12 protein-coding genes are annotated in these 17026 nt (G+C 62.7%); 4 read left to right on the top strand and 8 right to left on the bottom strand.

What is annotated here, in order from left to right; translation table 11 throughout:
• From ahbB (AB1Z25_RS19295) to AB1Z25_RS19280, 4 genes are all read left to right on the top strand, one after another.
• The gene (ahbB, locus tag AB1Z25_RS19295; RefSeq protein ID WP_486635943.1) at positions 1-996 is read left to right on the top strand and encodes a siroheme decarboxylase subunit beta; all 996 of its coding nucleotides are present in this window, start codon (positions 1-3) and stop codon (positions 994-996) included.
• Positions 983-1984 carry a siroheme decarboxylase subunit beta gene (ahbB, locus tag AB1Z25_RS19290; protein WP_486635942.1) on the top strand — a complete coding sequence of 334 codons (1002 nt, stop codon included), beginning with the start codon at positions 983-985 and terminating at the stop codon, positions 1982-1984. Before ahbB (AB1Z25_RS19295) ends, ahbB (AB1Z25_RS19290) begins: the two co-directional genes overlap by 14 nt.
• A 230-nt stretch (positions 1985-2214) precedes the next feature.
• Positions 2215-3426, top strand: coding sequence for a heme d1 biosynthesis radical SAM protein NirJ (gene nirJ / locus AB1Z25_RS19285; protein ID WP_235086282.1), 1212 nt, complete (start codon positions 2215-2217; stop codon positions 3424-3426).
• Positions 3427-3797: 371 nt separating this feature from the next.
• Positions 3798-4487, top strand: a complete 690-nt coding sequence (locus AB1Z25_RS19280) for a Crp/Fnr family transcriptional regulator (RefSeq protein WP_486635941.1) — start codon at positions 3798-3800, stop codon at positions 4485-4487.
• 227 nt (positions 4488-4714) lie between these two features.
• Here AB1Z25_RS19280 and AB1Z25_RS19275 read toward each other — a convergent pair whose 3' ends face one another.
• The 8 genes from AB1Z25_RS19275 to AB1Z25_RS19240 form a co-directional block, all read right to left on the bottom strand.
• Complete coding sequence (locus AB1Z25_RS19275; RefSeq protein ID WP_486635940.1) at positions 4715-5104, bottom strand: hypothetical protein; 390 nt, start codon at positions 5102-5104, stop codon at positions 4715-4717.
• A gap of 23 nt (positions 5105-5127) precedes the next feature.
• A complete protein-coding gene (locus AB1Z25_RS19270; protein ID WP_486635939.1) occupies positions 5128-5508 on the bottom strand; it encodes a hypothetical protein in 381 nt (126 codons plus the stop codon).
• A 395-nt stretch (positions 5509-5903) separates the two neighbouring features.
• Positions 5904-7130: a type II toxin-antitoxin system HipA family toxin gene (locus tag AB1Z25_RS19265; RefSeq protein ID WP_486635938.1), complete on the bottom strand. Its 1227-nt coding sequence runs from the start codon at positions 7128-7130 to the stop codon at positions 5904-5906.
• Positions 7117-8766, bottom strand: a complete 1650-nt coding sequence (locus AB1Z25_RS19260) for a DUF262 domain-containing protein (RefSeq protein ID WP_486635937.1) — start codon at positions 8764-8766, stop codon at positions 7117-7119. The genes AB1Z25_RS19265 and AB1Z25_RS19260 overlap by 14 nt, the downstream gene beginning before the upstream one ends.
• A gap of 622 nt (positions 8767-9388) precedes the next feature.
• Positions 9389-11005, bottom strand: a complete 1617-nt coding sequence (locus tag AB1Z25_RS19255; protein ID WP_486635936.1) for a GGDEF domain-containing protein — start codon at positions 11003-11005, stop codon at positions 9389-9391.
• Between the two features lie 297 nt (positions 11006-11302).
• Positions 11303-12703: an efflux transporter outer membrane subunit gene (locus AB1Z25_RS19250; RefSeq protein ID WP_486635935.1), complete on the bottom strand. Its 1401-nt coding sequence runs from the start codon at positions 12701-12703 to the stop codon at positions 11303-11305.
• On the bottom strand, positions 12700-15834 hold the full coding sequence (locus tag AB1Z25_RS19245; RefSeq protein ID WP_486635934.1) for a multidrug efflux RND transporter permease subunit: 3135 nt from the start codon (positions 15832-15834) through the stop codon (positions 12700-12702). The genes AB1Z25_RS19250 and AB1Z25_RS19245 overlap by 4 nt, the downstream gene beginning before the upstream one ends.
• A 15-nt stretch (positions 15835-15849) precedes the next feature.
• Positions 15850-16989 (bottom strand): efflux RND transporter periplasmic adaptor subunit, encoded by a 1140-nt coding sequence (locus AB1Z25_RS19240; RefSeq protein ID WP_486635933.1) that lies wholly within the window; start codon positions 16987-16989, stop codon positions 15850-15852.
• Positions 16990-17026: the final 37 nt, after the last annotated feature.

Genomic DNA, 17026 nt, shown 5'->3' with positions numbered 1-17026 from the left:
ATGGTAATTTCAGACGCCGATCCGGCCCTGCTGCGGCTGATCAACGGCAGCCAGCGCGGTTTTCCGCTGCTGCCGCGCCCCTTCGCCGCGCTCGCCGTCGGCATGGAGGAGGGCTGGAGCGAAGCCCGGCTGCTGGCCGCGCTGCAAGACGCCCAGGCGGCCGGCCTGCTGGCCCGCGTCGGCGCGGTGTTCGCCCCCAACACCGTGGGCAACAGCACCCTGGCCGCGATGGCGGCGCCGGCGGAGCGGCTGGAAGAAGTGGCCGCCTTCGTCAGCCGCCAGCGTGAGGTCAACCACAACTACCGGCGGGACCATCATTACAATCTGTGGTTCGTCGTCGCCGCCGCCTCATCGGCCGGCGTGGCCGCGGCGCTGAGCCGCATCCGCCTGGCCACCGGCATCCCGCCGCTGGACCTGCCGCTGCTGCGGGAATACCACATCGACCTGGGCTTTTCCTTCCTGGCGGAGTCCGCCGCGGCGGCGGAAGCGCCGGCGGCGGCGGACGACCCCGGCCTGTCCGCCGGCCAGCGCCAGCGGCTGCTGGCGGCGTTGTCGCCGGGCCTGCCGCTGACCCCGCGGCCTTATCAAGCGCTGGGCGCGCAATGCGCGCTGAGCGAGGCCCAGACCCTGGCGCAAATCGCCCACTGGCGGCAGCAAGGCGTCATCCGCCGCTTCGGCATGGTGGTGCGCCACCAGGAACTGGGCTACCGCGCCAACGCCATGTGGGTGTGGCGGATAGACGACGACGCCGAACGCGAGCGCGTGGCGCTGGCGCTGGCGGCGGAGCCGGCCGTCACCCTGTGCTACGAACGTCCGCCGCGTCCGCCGGACTGGCCCTACCAACTGTTCACCATGGTCCACGCCCGCGACGCGCAAAGCCTGGACGCCGCGCTGGCCGACATCCGCCGCCGGCACGGCCTGGAACGGCTGCCGCAGGCGGTGCTGCGCTCCACCCGGCGCTACAAACAAACCGGAGCCTGTTATGGATACGCCTGAAGCGCTGGCAATGCTGGACACGCTGGACGCCTTGGACGCGCGGCTGATAGACCGGCTGCAAGGCGGTTTCCCGCTGGTGTCGCGTCCCTACGCGGCGGCCGGGCGCAGCCTGGGCCTGGGCGAAGACGGCCTGATCCGGCGCTTGCGCCAACTGCTGCACGCCGGCGTGCTCAGCCGCTTTGGGCCGATGTACCAGATAGAACGCCTGGGCGGCCGCTTTGTGCTGGCCGCCTTGGCCGCGCCGGAAGCGCGCTTCGACGAGGTGGCCGCCGCCGTCAACGCGCTGCCGGCGGTGGCGCACAACTACCGCCGGGAACACCGGCTCAATATGTGGTTTGTGCTGGCCGCGGACAGCGCCGCCGCCATCGACGCCGCCCGGCGCGGCATCGAACTGGTGACCGGCCTGGAAGTGAACCTGTTTCCCAAAGAGCGGGAATACTTTGTGGGCATGCGTTTTCAGGTGGGCGGCGCGGCCCCGGTGGGCGCGGCCGCCGGCGCGCGGCGCACGGGCGAACCGGCCGCGCTGAGCGAGGACGACCGGAAGCTGATCCGCGCCACCCAGGCCGGCCTGCCGCTGTGCCGGCAGCCCTACCGCGACATTGCGCGGCGGCTGGGCTGGGCGGAGGCCGAAGTGACGGCGCGGCTGGCGCGCTGGCTGGAGCAGGGCGTGGTGCGCCGCATCGGCGCGGTGCCCAACCATTACGCCATCGGCTACCGGGCCAACGGCATGGCGGTGTTCGACGTGACCGACGAACAGGTGGACGCGCTGGGCGCGCAACTGGGCGGCCTGGACGCGGTCAGCCATTGCTACCGCCGACCGCGCCGGCCGGGCTGGCCGTACAACCTGTTCGCCATGCTGCACGGCAGCGAGCGGCCGGCGGTGCTGGCCGCGGTGGACGACGCGCGCGCCTTGCTGGGCGAGGCCTGCCGCGGCCACGAAGTGCTGTTTTCCAGCCGGATTTTGAAGAAAACGGGCCTGAGGCTTTGAGAACGTATTTACGATCTCGCGAGCTAGGGCGAGACAAGGCGAAAACGGCTGAGAAAGCGGAATGTACGCGTGGTACATGAGCATTTCGAAGCCGGTTTCAACGCTGTATCGCCGACGCGTAGCAGATCGTAAACAGGTTCTGAGGCGCTGCGGATTCCATTGACCCGCATCAAGGAGCCGCCGCCGCCCCCGGCCGCACACTGAGCCATCTTCCCGCGACGGAGCCGGCCATGTTGCGACTGACCCAATACCTGCGCCTGCTGCGCGAACCGGCGGCGGTCCCGCCGCCAGGGCGCGCCATGCCCGCCGGGCCGCAAGCCCCGGTGGTGATCTGGAACCTGATCCGCCGCTGCAACCTCACCTGCCAGCACTGCTACTCCACCTCCGCCAACCGCGACTTCGCCGGCGAACTGAGCACCGACGAAGCCTATGCGGTGCTGGACGATCTCCACGCCTACGGCGTGCGCGTGCTGATCCTGTCCGGCGGCGAACCGCTGCTGCGGCCGGACCTGCCGGCCATCGCCCGGCGCGCCAAGGCGCTGGGCTTCTATATCGGCCTGTCCAGCAACGGCACCCTGATGGACCCAGACCAGGTCGCCGTCTTGGCCGACATCGGTTTTGATTATGTGGGCGTCAGCCTGGACGGCATCGGCGCCACCCACGACCGCTTCCGGCGGCTGGACGGCGGCTTTGAACTGGCGCTGCGCGGCCTGCGGCTGGCGCGCGACGCCGGCCTGAAAGTGGGCATCCGCTACACCATGACCGAAGACAACGCCGCGGACCTGCCGGCGCTGCTGCAACTGATGGCGGACGAAGACATCGACAAGTTCTATTTCTCCCACCTCAACTACGCCGGACGCGGCAACAAGCACCGCGCGGACGACGCCCGCCACGCCCGCAGCCGCTGGGCGCTGGAGCTGCTGATCCAGCAAGCGCTGGCCCAGCTGGACGCCGGCCGGCCGCGGGACTTCGTCACCGGCAACAACGACGCGGACGGCGTCTACCTGCTGCACTGGGCGCGCCGGCATTATCCGGAGCGCGCCGACACCCTGCTGCGGGCGCTGCGGCGCTGGGGCGGCAACGCCAGCGGCGTCCACATCGCCAATATCGACAACCTGGGCAACGTCCACCCGGACACCATGTGGTGGAAAGTGACGCTGGGCAATGTGCGGGAACGGCCGTTTTCCGCGATATGGCAACAGCCGCAACACCCGCTGATGAGCGGCCTGCGCCAATCCCCGCGCCCGGTGGCCGGCCGTTGCGGCGCTTGTGGCCACCTGGATATCTGCAACGGCAATACCCGGGTGCGCGCCTGGGAGCTGAGCGGAGATTTTTGGGCGGCGGACCCGGCCTGTTATCTGAGCGATGCGGAAATCGGCGTGGAGCCGGGCCGCCACGCGCGGCCGGAGCTGACGCCGTGGAGCCGGGCGGCCCAACATTGAGGCGAGCGCCGTAGAGCCTGTTTACGATCTCTTTGAGAGGGATGATGGTTCAAAACCTCGAATACGCGGTTCCCCACCTATCCATGCAACGCTTCAACATATTGCAGCTGCCGGCGAGATTTTTTCTAAGAACGTGTTTACGATCTCGCGAGCAAGAGCGAGACAAGGCGAAAACGATCGAAAAAGCGGAATGTACGAGTGGTACATGAGCATTTTGAGGGCGTACTCACCGTGTAACGCTCCACGACGCGCAGCAGATCGTAAACAGGTTCTAATCACATCGAACTAGGCCGCTGCTGCCAATGGCCCATGGCCCTTGGCGGAGCGCGCTTTTATAGTGTAAGCCTCCGCCATTATCGAGCCACACCGTCATGAGCCATCTGGACATTCCATCCTTCCTGCGCCACCAGCCGCTGTTCCAGCAATTGTCCCCGGAGCAGATCCAGGCGCTGGTGCCGCATACCCAAGAACTACGCGGCCTCAAGGGCCAGGTGATTTTCCAGAAGGGCGACCCCTGCGACGGCATGTTCCTGGTGGTGTACGGCCGGGTGAAGCTGGCGCTGTCCTCGGCGCAGGGCAGTGAAAAAGTGATGGAAATCATCCACCCTGGCCAAAGCTTCGCCGAGGCGGTGATGTTCCTGGGCCGGCCCTGCCCGGTGATGGCCCAGTTCCTGGAAGACGGCATGCTGCTCAAGGTGGAGGCGGCCGGCATCCTGCAAGCGATAGACCACGATCCGGCCTTCGCCCGGCGCTTGCTGGCCGGCCTGTCGCTGCGCCTGCACGGCCTGGTGCGGGACGTGGAGCGCTACTCCATAGAAAGCTCCTTGCAGCGGGTGATTGGCTATCTGCTGCAACACCTCCCGGAAGACGGCGGCAGCCTCACGCCGCAGGTCTCGCTGCCGGTGAATAAAAGCCTGATCGCCTCCCGGCTGAACCTGACCCCGGAAACCTTTTCGCGGATGTTGCACCAGTTGATCGAGGCGGAGCTGATCCAGGTGGACGGACGCGACATCACGCTGGTGGATGTGGACAAGCTGAAGGCCTTTGGCAGCTGCGCCTAAAACGCCCCACGCCCCCAACCGTAGGGTGGGTGGAGCGTAGCGATACCCACGCGGAAACGGTTTGACGCTACAGGCCGCCGGACAGCCGCCTATTGGGTGGGTATCGCCTGACGGCTCCACCCTCCCTACCCAAACGCGGCCTCAAACACGGCTCCAACCGTAGGGTGGGAGGAGCGCAGCGATACCCGCGCGGAAACGAGTTTGACGCCACACCGCCGGACAGCCGGCTACGGCGTCCCCCACATGGTGTGTTGCCTTTGGACGGCCAAAGGCTCCGGCATTGGAGCGCCCACCAAGGCTTGGCGGGCGGTGACCATATTGCTGAAGCCCGCCAGCCGATAACACTGCCGCACACAGGTGTCGCGGTTGGTCCACTTCCCGGACGCCCACATCCGCAACAAGGCGGTACGGGCTGGCTCGTGCTCGCCGCGCCATTGGTCCCAAAGCTCAAAACCCACCTGCGCCCGCCTGATCTCCAGATGAATGCTGGCGGTGTCGGCCGGATGGTCCGGGTGCTCGTCCGTCAACGCAATGGCCCCGATGCGCTCTTCATAGGCGGAGATCAAACTGGCGGCGCGTTTGAGGACGTCGTGGTGCTGGATCAGCAGCCTCATCATGACAATGCTCTCCTTGGCCGCCATCACAACACTCCGTTGACGTGCTCCAGACCGCGTTGCAAACGCTGCTGTATCGGCTCCAGCAAGGCCAGCGCCTCCTCGCTGCTGAACAGCAAGGGCTCGTCGCGGCGTTCCAGCAAGGTCAGCAGTGCCAACAGCCCGGTGTGGGCGGCGCGGATGTCCATCACCCCGCTCAGCAAGGCGGAGTCCAGCTGGATATAGCAATCGTTCAATTGGCGGCCCAGATCGCCCAGCAGCAGCACATTGCCGGCGGCGGCGGGCAAGCGCTGAGCACAGGAATGCAGTTGCTCCATCACCGGCGCGGCGGCGGGTTCGGGGCGTTCTCCTGCGTCATGGGGGCAGGCGGGCGGCGGCATTGCGGGGGGAAAGGTAGAGAAGGTCATCACGGTCTCCATGTCATCTTTGGAAACCTGCCCAGGCGAGGCTAGGGCAGGCACATGACAAGGTTGCAAAACCGGCTGACTTTCCAGTGACCGGCAATCCTCTCGGATTCCCTGCCACGGCCCGCCCCGAATGGGTACGGCGTGGCAGCAGACGTAACAGTGCCAAAGCGGACTGTCGTGTCTGCGGGAAAGTCAGTTATGGGTTTGCAAGCCCTGCGTCGCGTGATTGAGCACGACGCGGAACCAAGCCTAAACAGGCTGGGAGGGGGCGTCAAGGGTGGCGGCAGCTAGATACGATTCCTTGATGTTCTAAGGCGATGATTTGTTAAGTATGTACTTATTAATAGTCTGGTGTTGAAATTAATGGTTGATTAAACTTTAGGTGTTTCAAAAGGTTAGCGCGTTAATTGTTTTGACCGTTCATGCATAAATTGGAATATTTTTTTGCTTGTCAATGGGGTGTTGCATAATATGTCTGCTGCAATTTGCCATTCTTGGATGGTTTTTTTTATGGTTTCGTTCGCGATGTCGGCAAGGTTTGCATTGGCGGTTAGTCTTCTATCTAGGGCTTCAAAGGCGCTGATTTTTACACTTTGAAAGTCCTTTGTTTTTCCAAATTTCAATGCTAAATACTCGGGGCCCGCAGAGTCTGGTCGATATGGAAAGGTGGATACAATGTCGTATGCTGGGGATAACGATGGAATGCGCCCGTCATTATAGATGAGTGACCAATTTTTCAAGTGAGCATCACCGTTCCCTATTAAAATATTGAAGGCCATTCGGCGAGAGAATTCTTGCAGGCTTTTTTCGTCTTGATCACGAAATATTAATGCGCCAACTGTTTCGAATGAACCGCTGTATTTATATTCTGGATAGAATCCACGGACTTGGGCCATGTCCTCTATGTGAATCCTGGTTTTATTCGGTCCGCGATCAAATCGTTTGATTGCATAAGCAAAGACCTCTTTGTTGGGCCAGCAGTTTTCAGGTAGGCCATCAATGTGGTCTCTATGAACAAGGCGAATGTCTGGAGTGTTAATTCCTACGGCTTTGGCTAAGCTCATCATGGCAAATTCATTCTGCGGAACAGCGGAGTGAATTGCATCTGGTAATTTGACAATCCAATCACCTTCATTTCCAATTGCTGGAATCGTTAAGCGTTCTCCTTGTGCGCGCATTGAGAATTTTAGACCTACCCCTGCGAGAGAGAATTTCCAGAGGTTTTCTTTCGTTTTGTCATGATCGTCTAGAAGGTTTGGATCGCTTTGAAGATTTGTTGGAAGTAAATAATCAGATTTTATGATCCGGACCGCTCCGGGTAAGTCATGACCGACTTGATCTAGTAACTCCATTTCTCTTTGTGCAGATACTCCTCTAGCTTGTGCAATCCATTCTCGTAAAATGCCTTCTGGTAATAAATTAGAGAACCACACCGGTAGACGTAAGTGGCTTTGATGTTTCGCATTTGGAAAGTCCTCAAAGCGTAGCCCTAACACAAGACGTTGAGGGTTGTTCCAATAGTCATCTTCAAAAAAGAATCGAGTGGTGTCTTGTATGCGGTGAATTCGGCCAACAAGCTGATCGTGCAGGTAAACACAAAACTGTTCTTCATGTAAGGGCATCGTCTCGCTCCTCAAATTCATCATCAAGGTTGAGGCTGTCTAATGAGGGGGTGTCTTCTAGGTTTGAACCTGACATTTTTTCTAGAAATTCTTTAACAATGCTTGCGAGATCTTTTTGGCGATATTCAAAAAATGAGGGACGATCATCAGATGTTAGAGCTTGAAGTGAAAAGCTACTAATGCCGTGTGAGTTAAGAAGGTCATCAGGAGTGCATTGTATACCAATTTGTTGTGTAATAAAAAGGCTATACAGCGAATTGGGTAGTTCAGGCTCAAGAATGATAAATCGATTAGCCGCAAGACCTCTGTAATCTTCAGGTTCTCTAGAAAACAGCCGTTGAGCTATACTTGCGAGTGTTCCATCTTGATCTATTGCATCAGACAACTTAGGTATGTCATATACTTCGCCTGTTAATGGAGAACGAGGAGCTAAATCCCATAAGGCGGACATGATTATTCTGCTATGGGCTGCACTAGTTTTAAATCCTGTTAGTTTTGGTGGCGATGTTGTTTTGTCTATGGGGGTGCTAAGCAGCTTGTTTATACTTTGGTTTTCATTGTTGGCTATGATGCGAGTGGCTAGTACTCGCGCTGCTTGAGTCCAACTTGCAGAGAATGGCCCCGGGCCAACCATTGCCGCACGCCAAAACCAACGCCGTAATAGTTCCCTTGTCCTTGGTTTAGGCTCCGGGAAGTGTGCAAAAAATCTTGTTAATACGACTAAAAGGTAACGGTAGGGAAGGAATGCAAAGTGAGGGATTCCTGCTTCTTTTTGTAAAAATTTGATGGCAAGATTTAACGCATTTTCTCCATTTATATAAGCAGCTTCAGGCCCTTCGTTGCCGAAGTCTCTACTGTCTCTTGTGTTCTCAGTGAACTCAACTCGTATATCTCTTGTGACATTTCCTCCTCGTCTCGCGAGAATTGCACGCATAATAGTGTCATCATCAATTAGACCAAATCGTAAGTCTACGTTGATGCTTTGAGCAATTTTTTGAAAGTATGATTCTGGGCTGGTGTTTGTCGAGTCACCTGGGTGAAGTGCAGAGAATACTTCTGCCAAGCTTAATCGTTTTCCATAATTGTTCATTCGATCAAAAATATCACGCAATACAGCCTCTTCATTTTGCGATACTAAATATGCTGGTATAGTGTACTCGCGTATGGCTCTTGTTACACGTGATGCTTCATCAAGCTTTTCACTCGCCTCAGGATGATCTTTTGTAAACCAACGTATTAATTGCTGAAGATCAAAAAGAATTGGAAGTGGAATAATAAATCCATCTTCGGTTCTGCCTGGTTTTACAAAACATCCTTTTTTAAGATCATATGCTAATGAAAAGCGATCGTCATTAAATCCATCGATGGTGAGGGCATTTGCTAAACTTGTAATTCTTTGTTGTCCATCAACAACCCACCATCCTTCGTCAAATTCCCGAGCATTGATTTTTAATGCTCCTAGACTTACATTGGCCTCAGGAGCTCGTCTCTTCCAGAGTAGTAAATTTCCTATTGGATAACCTTTGACAATGCTATCCAAAAGACGTTGTACGTCTTGCCATTGCCACCGCAATGGTCGTTGAAACTCTGGAATGCGAATTCGACCTTCAATGGACGCATCAACCAAGTCTACCACTGAGAATGTCCTTGCAGCAGGGTGTGACATAGCGCTTGACATTAAAAATCTCCGAGTGAAGTGACAAATTTTGGTCTGGAGTGGACGAGCGAGCGAAAGACATTGATCTAGAGCACCCGATACTACTCCGTAAAGTCAAAGTGATTCTTGAATTATGACATATTTTATCATGCTAGATGATATACGTTTTGAGCTTCGCTGTCTCTTATATGTTCAACTTTATGCTGCTAGGTGATAGAGTGTTGCGATGTAAGGCACAGAGATTAGTTGAGCTGTGTGTTTATTTGATGAATTAAGTTGACGTAACATAGATGGTGATATTTCCAATTTGAAGGGGGAAGGTAAGAGATTATTGATATGTTAAGAGGGGTCTGGAAAGTAGAGGTTACGATAGAACTAGGCCAATAATACGCTGGTAGCGGTGAAACAAGAGCGATACTAAGCAATCAGTCGCTGAATATTCTTCCCGCCGGTTAGTTGCTTGCATATGTCTGATGAGAGTTCGCATATTAAAATTTTGGATTCGGAAACCTTGTTGTGCATGTCGACACTAGGCAGACATCTCTGGTGTGCCATATAGAGGTGTAAGAGTGCTGCTTCGCTTCGTGTAAAAATTTCTCTTTTATATTTTCCCTTGCTCCACCCGATTCCGCCCATTCGCCTTGGCCCGATACAAAGCCTCGTCCGCGCGCTGGACGATGGTTTCGTGGGTGGCGTCGTCGTCGCGCGCAGTGACCGCGCCTATGCTGACGGTGACGACGCCGGCGGCGGTGTCGGAAGCGGCGGATACCGCCGCGCGTACTCGTTCGGCCAGTACCAGCGCGCCTTCGGCGTCGGTGTCCGGCAGCAGAAGCAGGAACTCCTCGCCGCCGTAGCGGGCGGTGAAGTCCGTGGCGCGGGCCGCCCCGTTCAGGGCGGCGGCGATCTGTTGCAGCACTTGGTCGCCCACCGCGTGGCCGTGGTTGTCGTTGACGCGTTTGAAGTGGTCGGCATCCAGCAGCAGTACTGAGTAGGGCGCGCGGCTGCGGTGGTAGCGCTGGTATTCCGCCGTCAGCCATTCCGTGGCGGCCATGCGGTTGCCCAGGCCGGTCAGCGCGTCGTGGCGGGCCATCTGTTCCAGTTGCGCCGCTCTTTCCTCCAATTGGCGTTTGGCTTGGCTCAGCGCCTCCGTACGTTCCTCCACTTTTTGTTCCAGGCCGGCGTTGGCGGCGGCCAGTTCGCCGCGGCGCGCCAGCAGGGCGGCGGTCATCTGCCGCATGGCCTGGGCCAGTTGTTGCAGTTCGCGGGCGCCGCTGCGCAAGCTCCAGTCCGCTTCTTCGTCGCCGGCGCTGACGCGCTGGGCGGTGCGGGCCAGGGTTTCCAGCGGGCGGCTGAAGGCGGCGGCCAGCCGGTAGACCACGATCATCAGCAGCAGGGTGATGATCAAGCCGGGCAGGGTCAGCGCGGAGCGCAGCCGGCTGAGGGCGGCGAAGGCTTGCGGCGGCGGCTGGCGGACGATGACGCGCCAGCCGGGGCCGGGGGCGTCGTCTATCGCGGCGTCGGCGTAGAGGTAGGTTTCGCCATCCGCCCAGTCGCCCTGTTGGTAGCCGGGGCCGCTCAGCGGCGCGGGCATGTCCGCCTGGCCCGGCGCGCCGGGCGGGAACAGCGGGGCGTTGTTCTGGTTGACGATGAAGACTTGCGGCGCGTCCCCGGCGCTGCCGCGCGGCAGGCGGTCGGCGATCAGCGTCGCCACCCAGGCCCAGGCGCTTTGGGCGGCCAGCGCGCCGCGCAGCTTGCCGGCCTCGTCATGCAGCGGGGCGGCGAATTCAATGCGGGGAGACGGCGCTTTGCCGCTGGCGGAGACGATGCGGCCGTCCGGCGCGATCACGCCCAGCCAGGCGTAGTCCGGGTTGTGCAGCCTGATGTGTTCCAGGCCGCCGCGCAGCGCCGGGCTGTCCAGCGGGGCGCTGAGGAAGACCGGGGTTTGGGTGTGCAGGGCCAGTTCTCGCCGCCTTTGGCTGAGGCCGGCGGCCAGGGATTTGGCGATGCCGCGCGCGGTGGCCTGCAAGGCTTCGCCCTTGTCTTGCAGCAGGCCCTGGTTCAGTTGCGGCTCCAGCGCGGTGTCCAGCAGGGAGGCGAGCAGGAACAGGCCGCCGAACAGCAGGCTGAGCCGCAGCCGGAAACTGCGCGGCGAGAGCTGGGAGAGAAGCTTCATCTTGATGCGGCCAATGGGGTGGTACAGCTTTATGTTTGTATCCACGGGCGCGGGATTGCAAGGCGGGAGGCGGGGTAAAAAGAGCGCGGCCAACTAGGGCCGCGCGAAAGGAGGGGATGGGGGTGTGCGGTAAGTGGCGCTGAGAACCTGTTTACGATCTGCTGCGCGTCGTGGAGCGTTACACGGTGAGTACACCTTCGAAATGCTGATGTACCCCGCGTACATTCCGCTTTCTCAGCGGTTTTCGCCTAGCTCGCGAGATCGCAAACACGTTCTTAGAGCGGCCAACACAATCTCTGAGGCAAGGCGCGCCGACGCAGCATCAGGGGTTTTTCGCCGTTCTTACTTTTCGGTGAGGCCGCCGCCCAGCGCCTTGTACAGCGCAATGGCGTTGCTCAGTTCGCCGCGGCGCAGGTCCAGCAGCCCTTGTTGGGCGGCGTAGAGTTGGCGTTGGGCGTCCAGCAGTTCCAGCCGGCCGTCCACGCCGGCGCGGTAGCGCTGGCCGGAGAGGTCGGCGCGGCGCTCGGCGCTGGCCACCGCGCGCGCCTGGGCGTCTATCTGGCGGCTGAAGGTTTCGCGGCCGGCCAGGCCGTCGGCCACTTCGCGGAAGGCGATCTGGATGGCGCGTTCGTATTCGGCCACGGCGCTGGATTTGCGCACTTCCGCCAGCCGCAGTTCGGCGCGCAGCCGGCCGCCCTGGAACAGCGGGATGTTGATTTGCGGCGCAAAGCTCCATACGTGTTGGCCGCCGTCGAACAGATTGCGCAGGCCGGGGCTGAGGAAGCCGGCGGAGGTGCTCAGCGACAGCCGCGGGAAGAAGGCGGCGCGCGCGGCGCCGATGTCGGCGTTGGCGGCTTCCAGCTGTTGTTCGGCTTGCAGGATGTCCGGGCGGCGGAACAGCAGCTCGGAGGGCAGGCCGGCGGCCAGCCGGGTCACCACCGGCTGGCGGTCCAGCGGCAGCGGCTCGGGCAGCTCTTCCGGCGGTTCCGCGCCCAGCAGCAGGCGCAGCGCGTTGCGCGCCTGGTCCGCCGCGCGGGCGCGGGCTTCCAGGTCGGCGTCGGCGCTGGCCACTTGGCCTTCGGCCTGGGCCACGTCCAGGCCGCCGGCCTGTTGCGCGTCCTTGAGCCGGCGCGCCAGCGCCAGCGATTGCCGCCAGTCCGCCTGGGTGCGTTCCGCCAGCGCCAGTTGTTCGCGCGCCAGCCGTTCCGCGAAGTAGGCGTCCGCCACCGCGCCCACCAGGGCGATCTGGGCGGCGCGGCGGCCGTGGTCGGTGGCCAGGTAGCGGGTGAAGGCGGCGTCGGACAGCGCGCGCACGCGGCCGAACAGGTCAATTTCAAACGCGCTGACGCCCACGTTGACGCCATACTGGTTTTGCACGGCGGCCGGGGTGAACGGATCGGTTTCGCGGTTGGCCGGGCTGCGCTGGCGGTTGAGGCCGACGCCGGCGTCCACGGACGGCAGCCGCGCGGCGCGCTGGATGCCGTATTGGGCTTCGGCGGCTTCCACGTTGAGAGCGGCCAGGCGCAGGTCGCGGTTGTTGCGCAGCGCCAGCTCTATCAGGCTTTGCAGCCGGCGGTCGCCGAACATGGCGCGCCAGCCCAGGTCGGCGGCGTTGGCGTTGGCATCGTCCGCGGCCGCCGTGGCGTAGCGGGCCGGCACCGGCGGCTCCGGCTTGCGCAGCGGCTGGGTCAGCGAGCAGGCGGAGACGCTTAAGGCCAGGGCCAGAGGGAGGAGCGCTTTCATGATTCAACTTTCTGTTCCGCGGCCGGACGCGGCTTGCGCCAGTTGGCGATGCGCGCTTGCGCGCTCATCACGACCACGAAGAATACGGGTACGAAGAAGATGGCCAGCACGGTGGCGGTGACCATGCCGCCGAACACGCCGGTGCCGATGGCGTTCTGGGTTTCGGCGCTGGCGCCGGTGGCCAGCATCAGCGGCAGCACGCCCAGGCCGAAGGCCAGCGAGGTCATCAGGATGGGGCGCAGCCGCAGCCGGGAGGCTTGCACCGCGGCGTCCACCAGGCTCTTGCCTTCTTCATGCAGTTGTTTGGCGAACTCGATGATCAGGATGGCGTTCTTGGCGGATAGGCCAATCACGGTGATCAGGCCCACTTTGAAGAACACGTCGTTGGGCATGCCGCGCAGCATCACCGCGCCGATGGCGCCGATCAGGCCCAGCGGCACCACCAGCATCACGGACAGCGGGATGGCCCAGCTTTCGTACAGCGCGGCCAGCACCAGGAACACCACGATCATGGACAGCGCCATCAGCATGGGGGCCTGGGCCGCGGATTGGCGTTCCTGTAGCGATTGGCCGGTCCAGGCCAGGGCGAAGCCGGGCGGCAGTTGCGTGGCCAGCCGTTCCATCTCGGCCATGGCCGCGCCGCTGGAGTAGCCGGGCGCGGCGCCGCCGGACAGGCGGGCGGACGGGTAGCCCTGGAAGCGCACCAGTTGCAGCGGGGTTTCGGACCAGGCCGGGCGCACCACTTCGGACAGCGGCACCATGCCGCCGCTGGCGTTGCGCACGTAGAGCTTGAGCACATTGTCCAGCTGCATGCGCGCCGGCGCGTCGGCCTGGATGATGACTTGCTGCATGCGGCCGGCGTGCGGGAAGTCGTTGACGTAGGTGGAGCCCATGGCGGTGGACAGGGTGTCGCTGACGCTGTTGAAGGACACGCCCAGCGCCTCGGCCTTTTGCCGGTCTATGTCCAGGCGCACGCTGGTGCCGGCCGGCAGGCTGTCCGGGTAGACGCCCTGGACGATTTTGCTGCGGGAGGCCAGTTCCAGCAATTGGGCTTCGGCAGCTTTGAGCGCGGCGTGGCCCTGGTTGGCGCGGTCTTGCAGCCGCAGGCTGAAGCCGGAGCTGGTGCCCAGTTCGTCGATGGCCGGCGGCAGCAGGCTCATCGCCGCGCCTTCCGTGGCGGCGGACAGGCGATGTTGGGCGAGCATGGCTTCTTCCACGGTGCTGCTGTCGCCGCGTTGCTTCCAGTCTTTGAGCACGGCGAAGTTCAGCGCCGCGTTGGGGCCGGAGCCGGAGAAGCCGTAGCCGATGATGGAGATGCTGGACTGGAGCGCAGGGCGCGTCGCCAGATGGTCATCGAGCGTTTTAACCACGTCGCGGGTGCGCTCGACGGTGGCGTCCGCGGGTAAGAGAAAGCTGGTCATGAAATAGCCCTGGTCTTCTTCCGGCAGGAAGGAGGAGGGCAGCGCCTTGAAGCCGGCGGCCAGCGCGCCGGAGATGGCCAGGAACAGCAGCATCACGCGGCCGGCGCGGCCTATCAGCCGGCCTACGCGGGTTTCGTACCAGGCGGTGAGCTGGGCGAAGCGGCGGTTGAACCAGCCGAAGAAGCCGCGCTTTTCATGGTGTCCCTGCGGGATGGGCTTGAGCATGGTGGCGCACAGCGCCGGGGTCAGCGTCAGCGCCAGCAGCGCGGAGAACAGGATGGCCACAGCCATGGACAGGGAAAACTGTTGGTAGATCACGCCCACGGAGCCGCTGGACAGGGCCATGGGGATGAAGACGGCGGTGAGCACCAGGGTGATGCCGACAATGGCGCCGGTGATTTCCTTCATGGCCTTGGAGGTGGCGTCCCGCGGGGACAGGCCTTCTTCCGCCATCAGCCGTTCCACGTTTTCCACCACCACGATGGCGTCGTCCACGATGATGCCGATGGCCAGCACCATGCCGAACATGGTCAGCACGTTGATGGAGAAGCCGGTGGCCAGCATCACGGCGAAGGTGCCCAGCATGGCCACCGGGGCGACGATGGCCGGGATCAGGGTGTAACGCGCGTTTTGCAGGAACAGATACATCACCAGGAAGACCAGCACCATGGCTTCCAGCAGGGTGTGGATCACTTTTTCGATGGAGATCTTGACGAAGGGCGCGGTGTCGAAGGGCACGGAGTAGCTGATGCCGGCCGGCATGGAGGTGCTCAGCTCGGCCAGCCGCGCCCGCACCGCTTCCGCGGTTTTGACCGCGTTGGCGCCGGGCGCCAGTTGCACGCCGGCGAAGGAGGCGGGCTTGCCGTTTTCGCGGCTGACGAAGCTATAGCCCTGGGAGCCTATCTCCACCCGCGCCACGTCGCCCAGCACCACTTTGGAGCCGTTGGCGTTGGCGCGCAGCACGATGGCGGCGAACTCTTCCGGCGCGGTCAGCTGGCCTTGCACGGTGAGCGGCACGGTGACGCGCTGGCCGGGCAGGGCGGGCGCGGCGCCCAGGCTGCCGGGGGCGATCTGGACGTTTTGCTGGGCGATGGCGGCGGTGAGCTCGCTCATGGACAGGCCGTAGGTGATCAGCTTGGCCGGGTCCACCCAGACGCGCATCGCTTGTTCCGTGCCGAACTGTTGGACGCGGCCCACGCCTTCGATGCGGCGCAGTTCTTCAGCGATATTGCGCGACAGGTAGTCGCTGAGCGCGCCTTCGTCGAAGCGGCCGCTGTCCGAGCGCAGGCCGATCAGCATCAGGAAGCCGGAGGAGGCGGATTCCACCATCACGCCGTTCTGGCGCACCGGGGCGGGCAGCCGCGGCTCCACCGCCTTGAGTTTGTTCTGCACGTCCACCTGGGCCAGCTCCGGGTCCGTGCCCGGCTTGAAGGTGACGGTGATCTGGGCGGTGCCGGAGGTATCGGCCGAGGATTCGAAATACAGCAGGTTCTTGACGCCGGACAGCTCGCGCTCGATCAGGCTGAGCACGCCGTCGCTCATGGTCTGCGGCGTGGCGCCGGGGTAGCTGGCGGTGATGGTGACCGAGGGCGGCGCCACCGAGGGGTAACGCGCGATCGGCAGCTGCGGGATGGCGATCACCCCCAGCAGGATGATGAACAGGGCGATCACCCAGGCGAACACCGGGCGGCGGATGAAGAATTGAGACATGACGGCTTCCTTCGATCAGCGCTTGGCCGCGGGCGCAGCTTCGCTGGCGGCCACCACGGCGCCGTTGGCGAGGCGTTCCATGCCCTCGACCACGACCTTCTGCCCGGCCCGCAGGCCGGAGCGGATGCGGTATTGGCGGTTGGCCAGTTCACCCAGCTCCACCACGTTCAGCCGCGCCTGGTTCTTGGCGTCCACGGTCCACAGCTGGGTCTTGCCGCCGATGCGCACCACGGCCTGCTGCGGCACGGTCAGCGCCGCCGCGTAGCTGGCGCGCGGCACGCGGGCGCGGACGAACATGCCGGGCAGCAGCCGCCGCTCTGGGTTGTCCACCAGCACGCGCAAGAGCACGTCGCCGGTGCCGGCGTCCACGTTGACGCCGGAGAACAGGATGCGGCCGTTGAGGCCGTAGGGCGTGCCGTCGTCGCGCAGGATGGACACCGGCAGGCCGCCGCCGGCGCTGTCCGGCTGGGCGGCCAGGCTTTGGCGGACGGTTTCCAGCGCCGCCGCCGGCTGGCGCACGTCCACGTACACCTGGTCTATCTGTTGGATGCGGGCCATCGGGGCGCCGTCGGCGCCGCCCACCAGCGCGCCCTCGGTGACCAGGGCCTGGTCGATGCGGCCGGAGATGGGCGCTTCCACGCGGGAGAATTTCAGGTCCAGCTGGCGGCGGGCCAGCGCGGCGCGCGCCTGGGCCACGTCCGCGGCGGCCTGATCGCGCTGGGACGCGGCGTCGTCGTAAACCTGGCGGCTGACGGCGTCGGTTTCCACCAGCGGCTTGAGGCGGGCGGTTTGCACCCGCGCGCGCGCCAGCGCGGCCTCGGCGCGTTGCAGCGCGGCGGCGGCGGTGTCCACTTCCGCCTTGAACGGCGCCGGGTTGATCTGGAACAGCGGTTGGCCGGCGCGCACCTCGGTGCCTTGCTCAAATTGCCGGCGCAGCACAATGCCGCTGACCTGGGGGCGGATTTCCGCCACCCGCACCGCGGCCACGCGGCCGGGCAGGTCTTCGCTCTGTTTGAGCGGGGCCGGGGCCGCGCTGAGGGTGCGCACCGGGATCGCCGGCGGCGGCGCTTGGGTCTCGGCTTGTCCGCAGGCGCTCAGCAGCGCCGCCGCCAGCAGGCAGCCGCCGCCGTAGAGGCTGGCTCGTTTACTCTTCATTTCCACTCCAATCAGGCTTGGGCGGCGGGCCGCCCGT

It is taken from the genome of Chromobacterium sp. HL1, from assembly GCF_057418835.1.
Note: the sequence above shows the minus strand (reverse complement) of the source record. Positions and strands in the feature narration are given on the sequence as shown.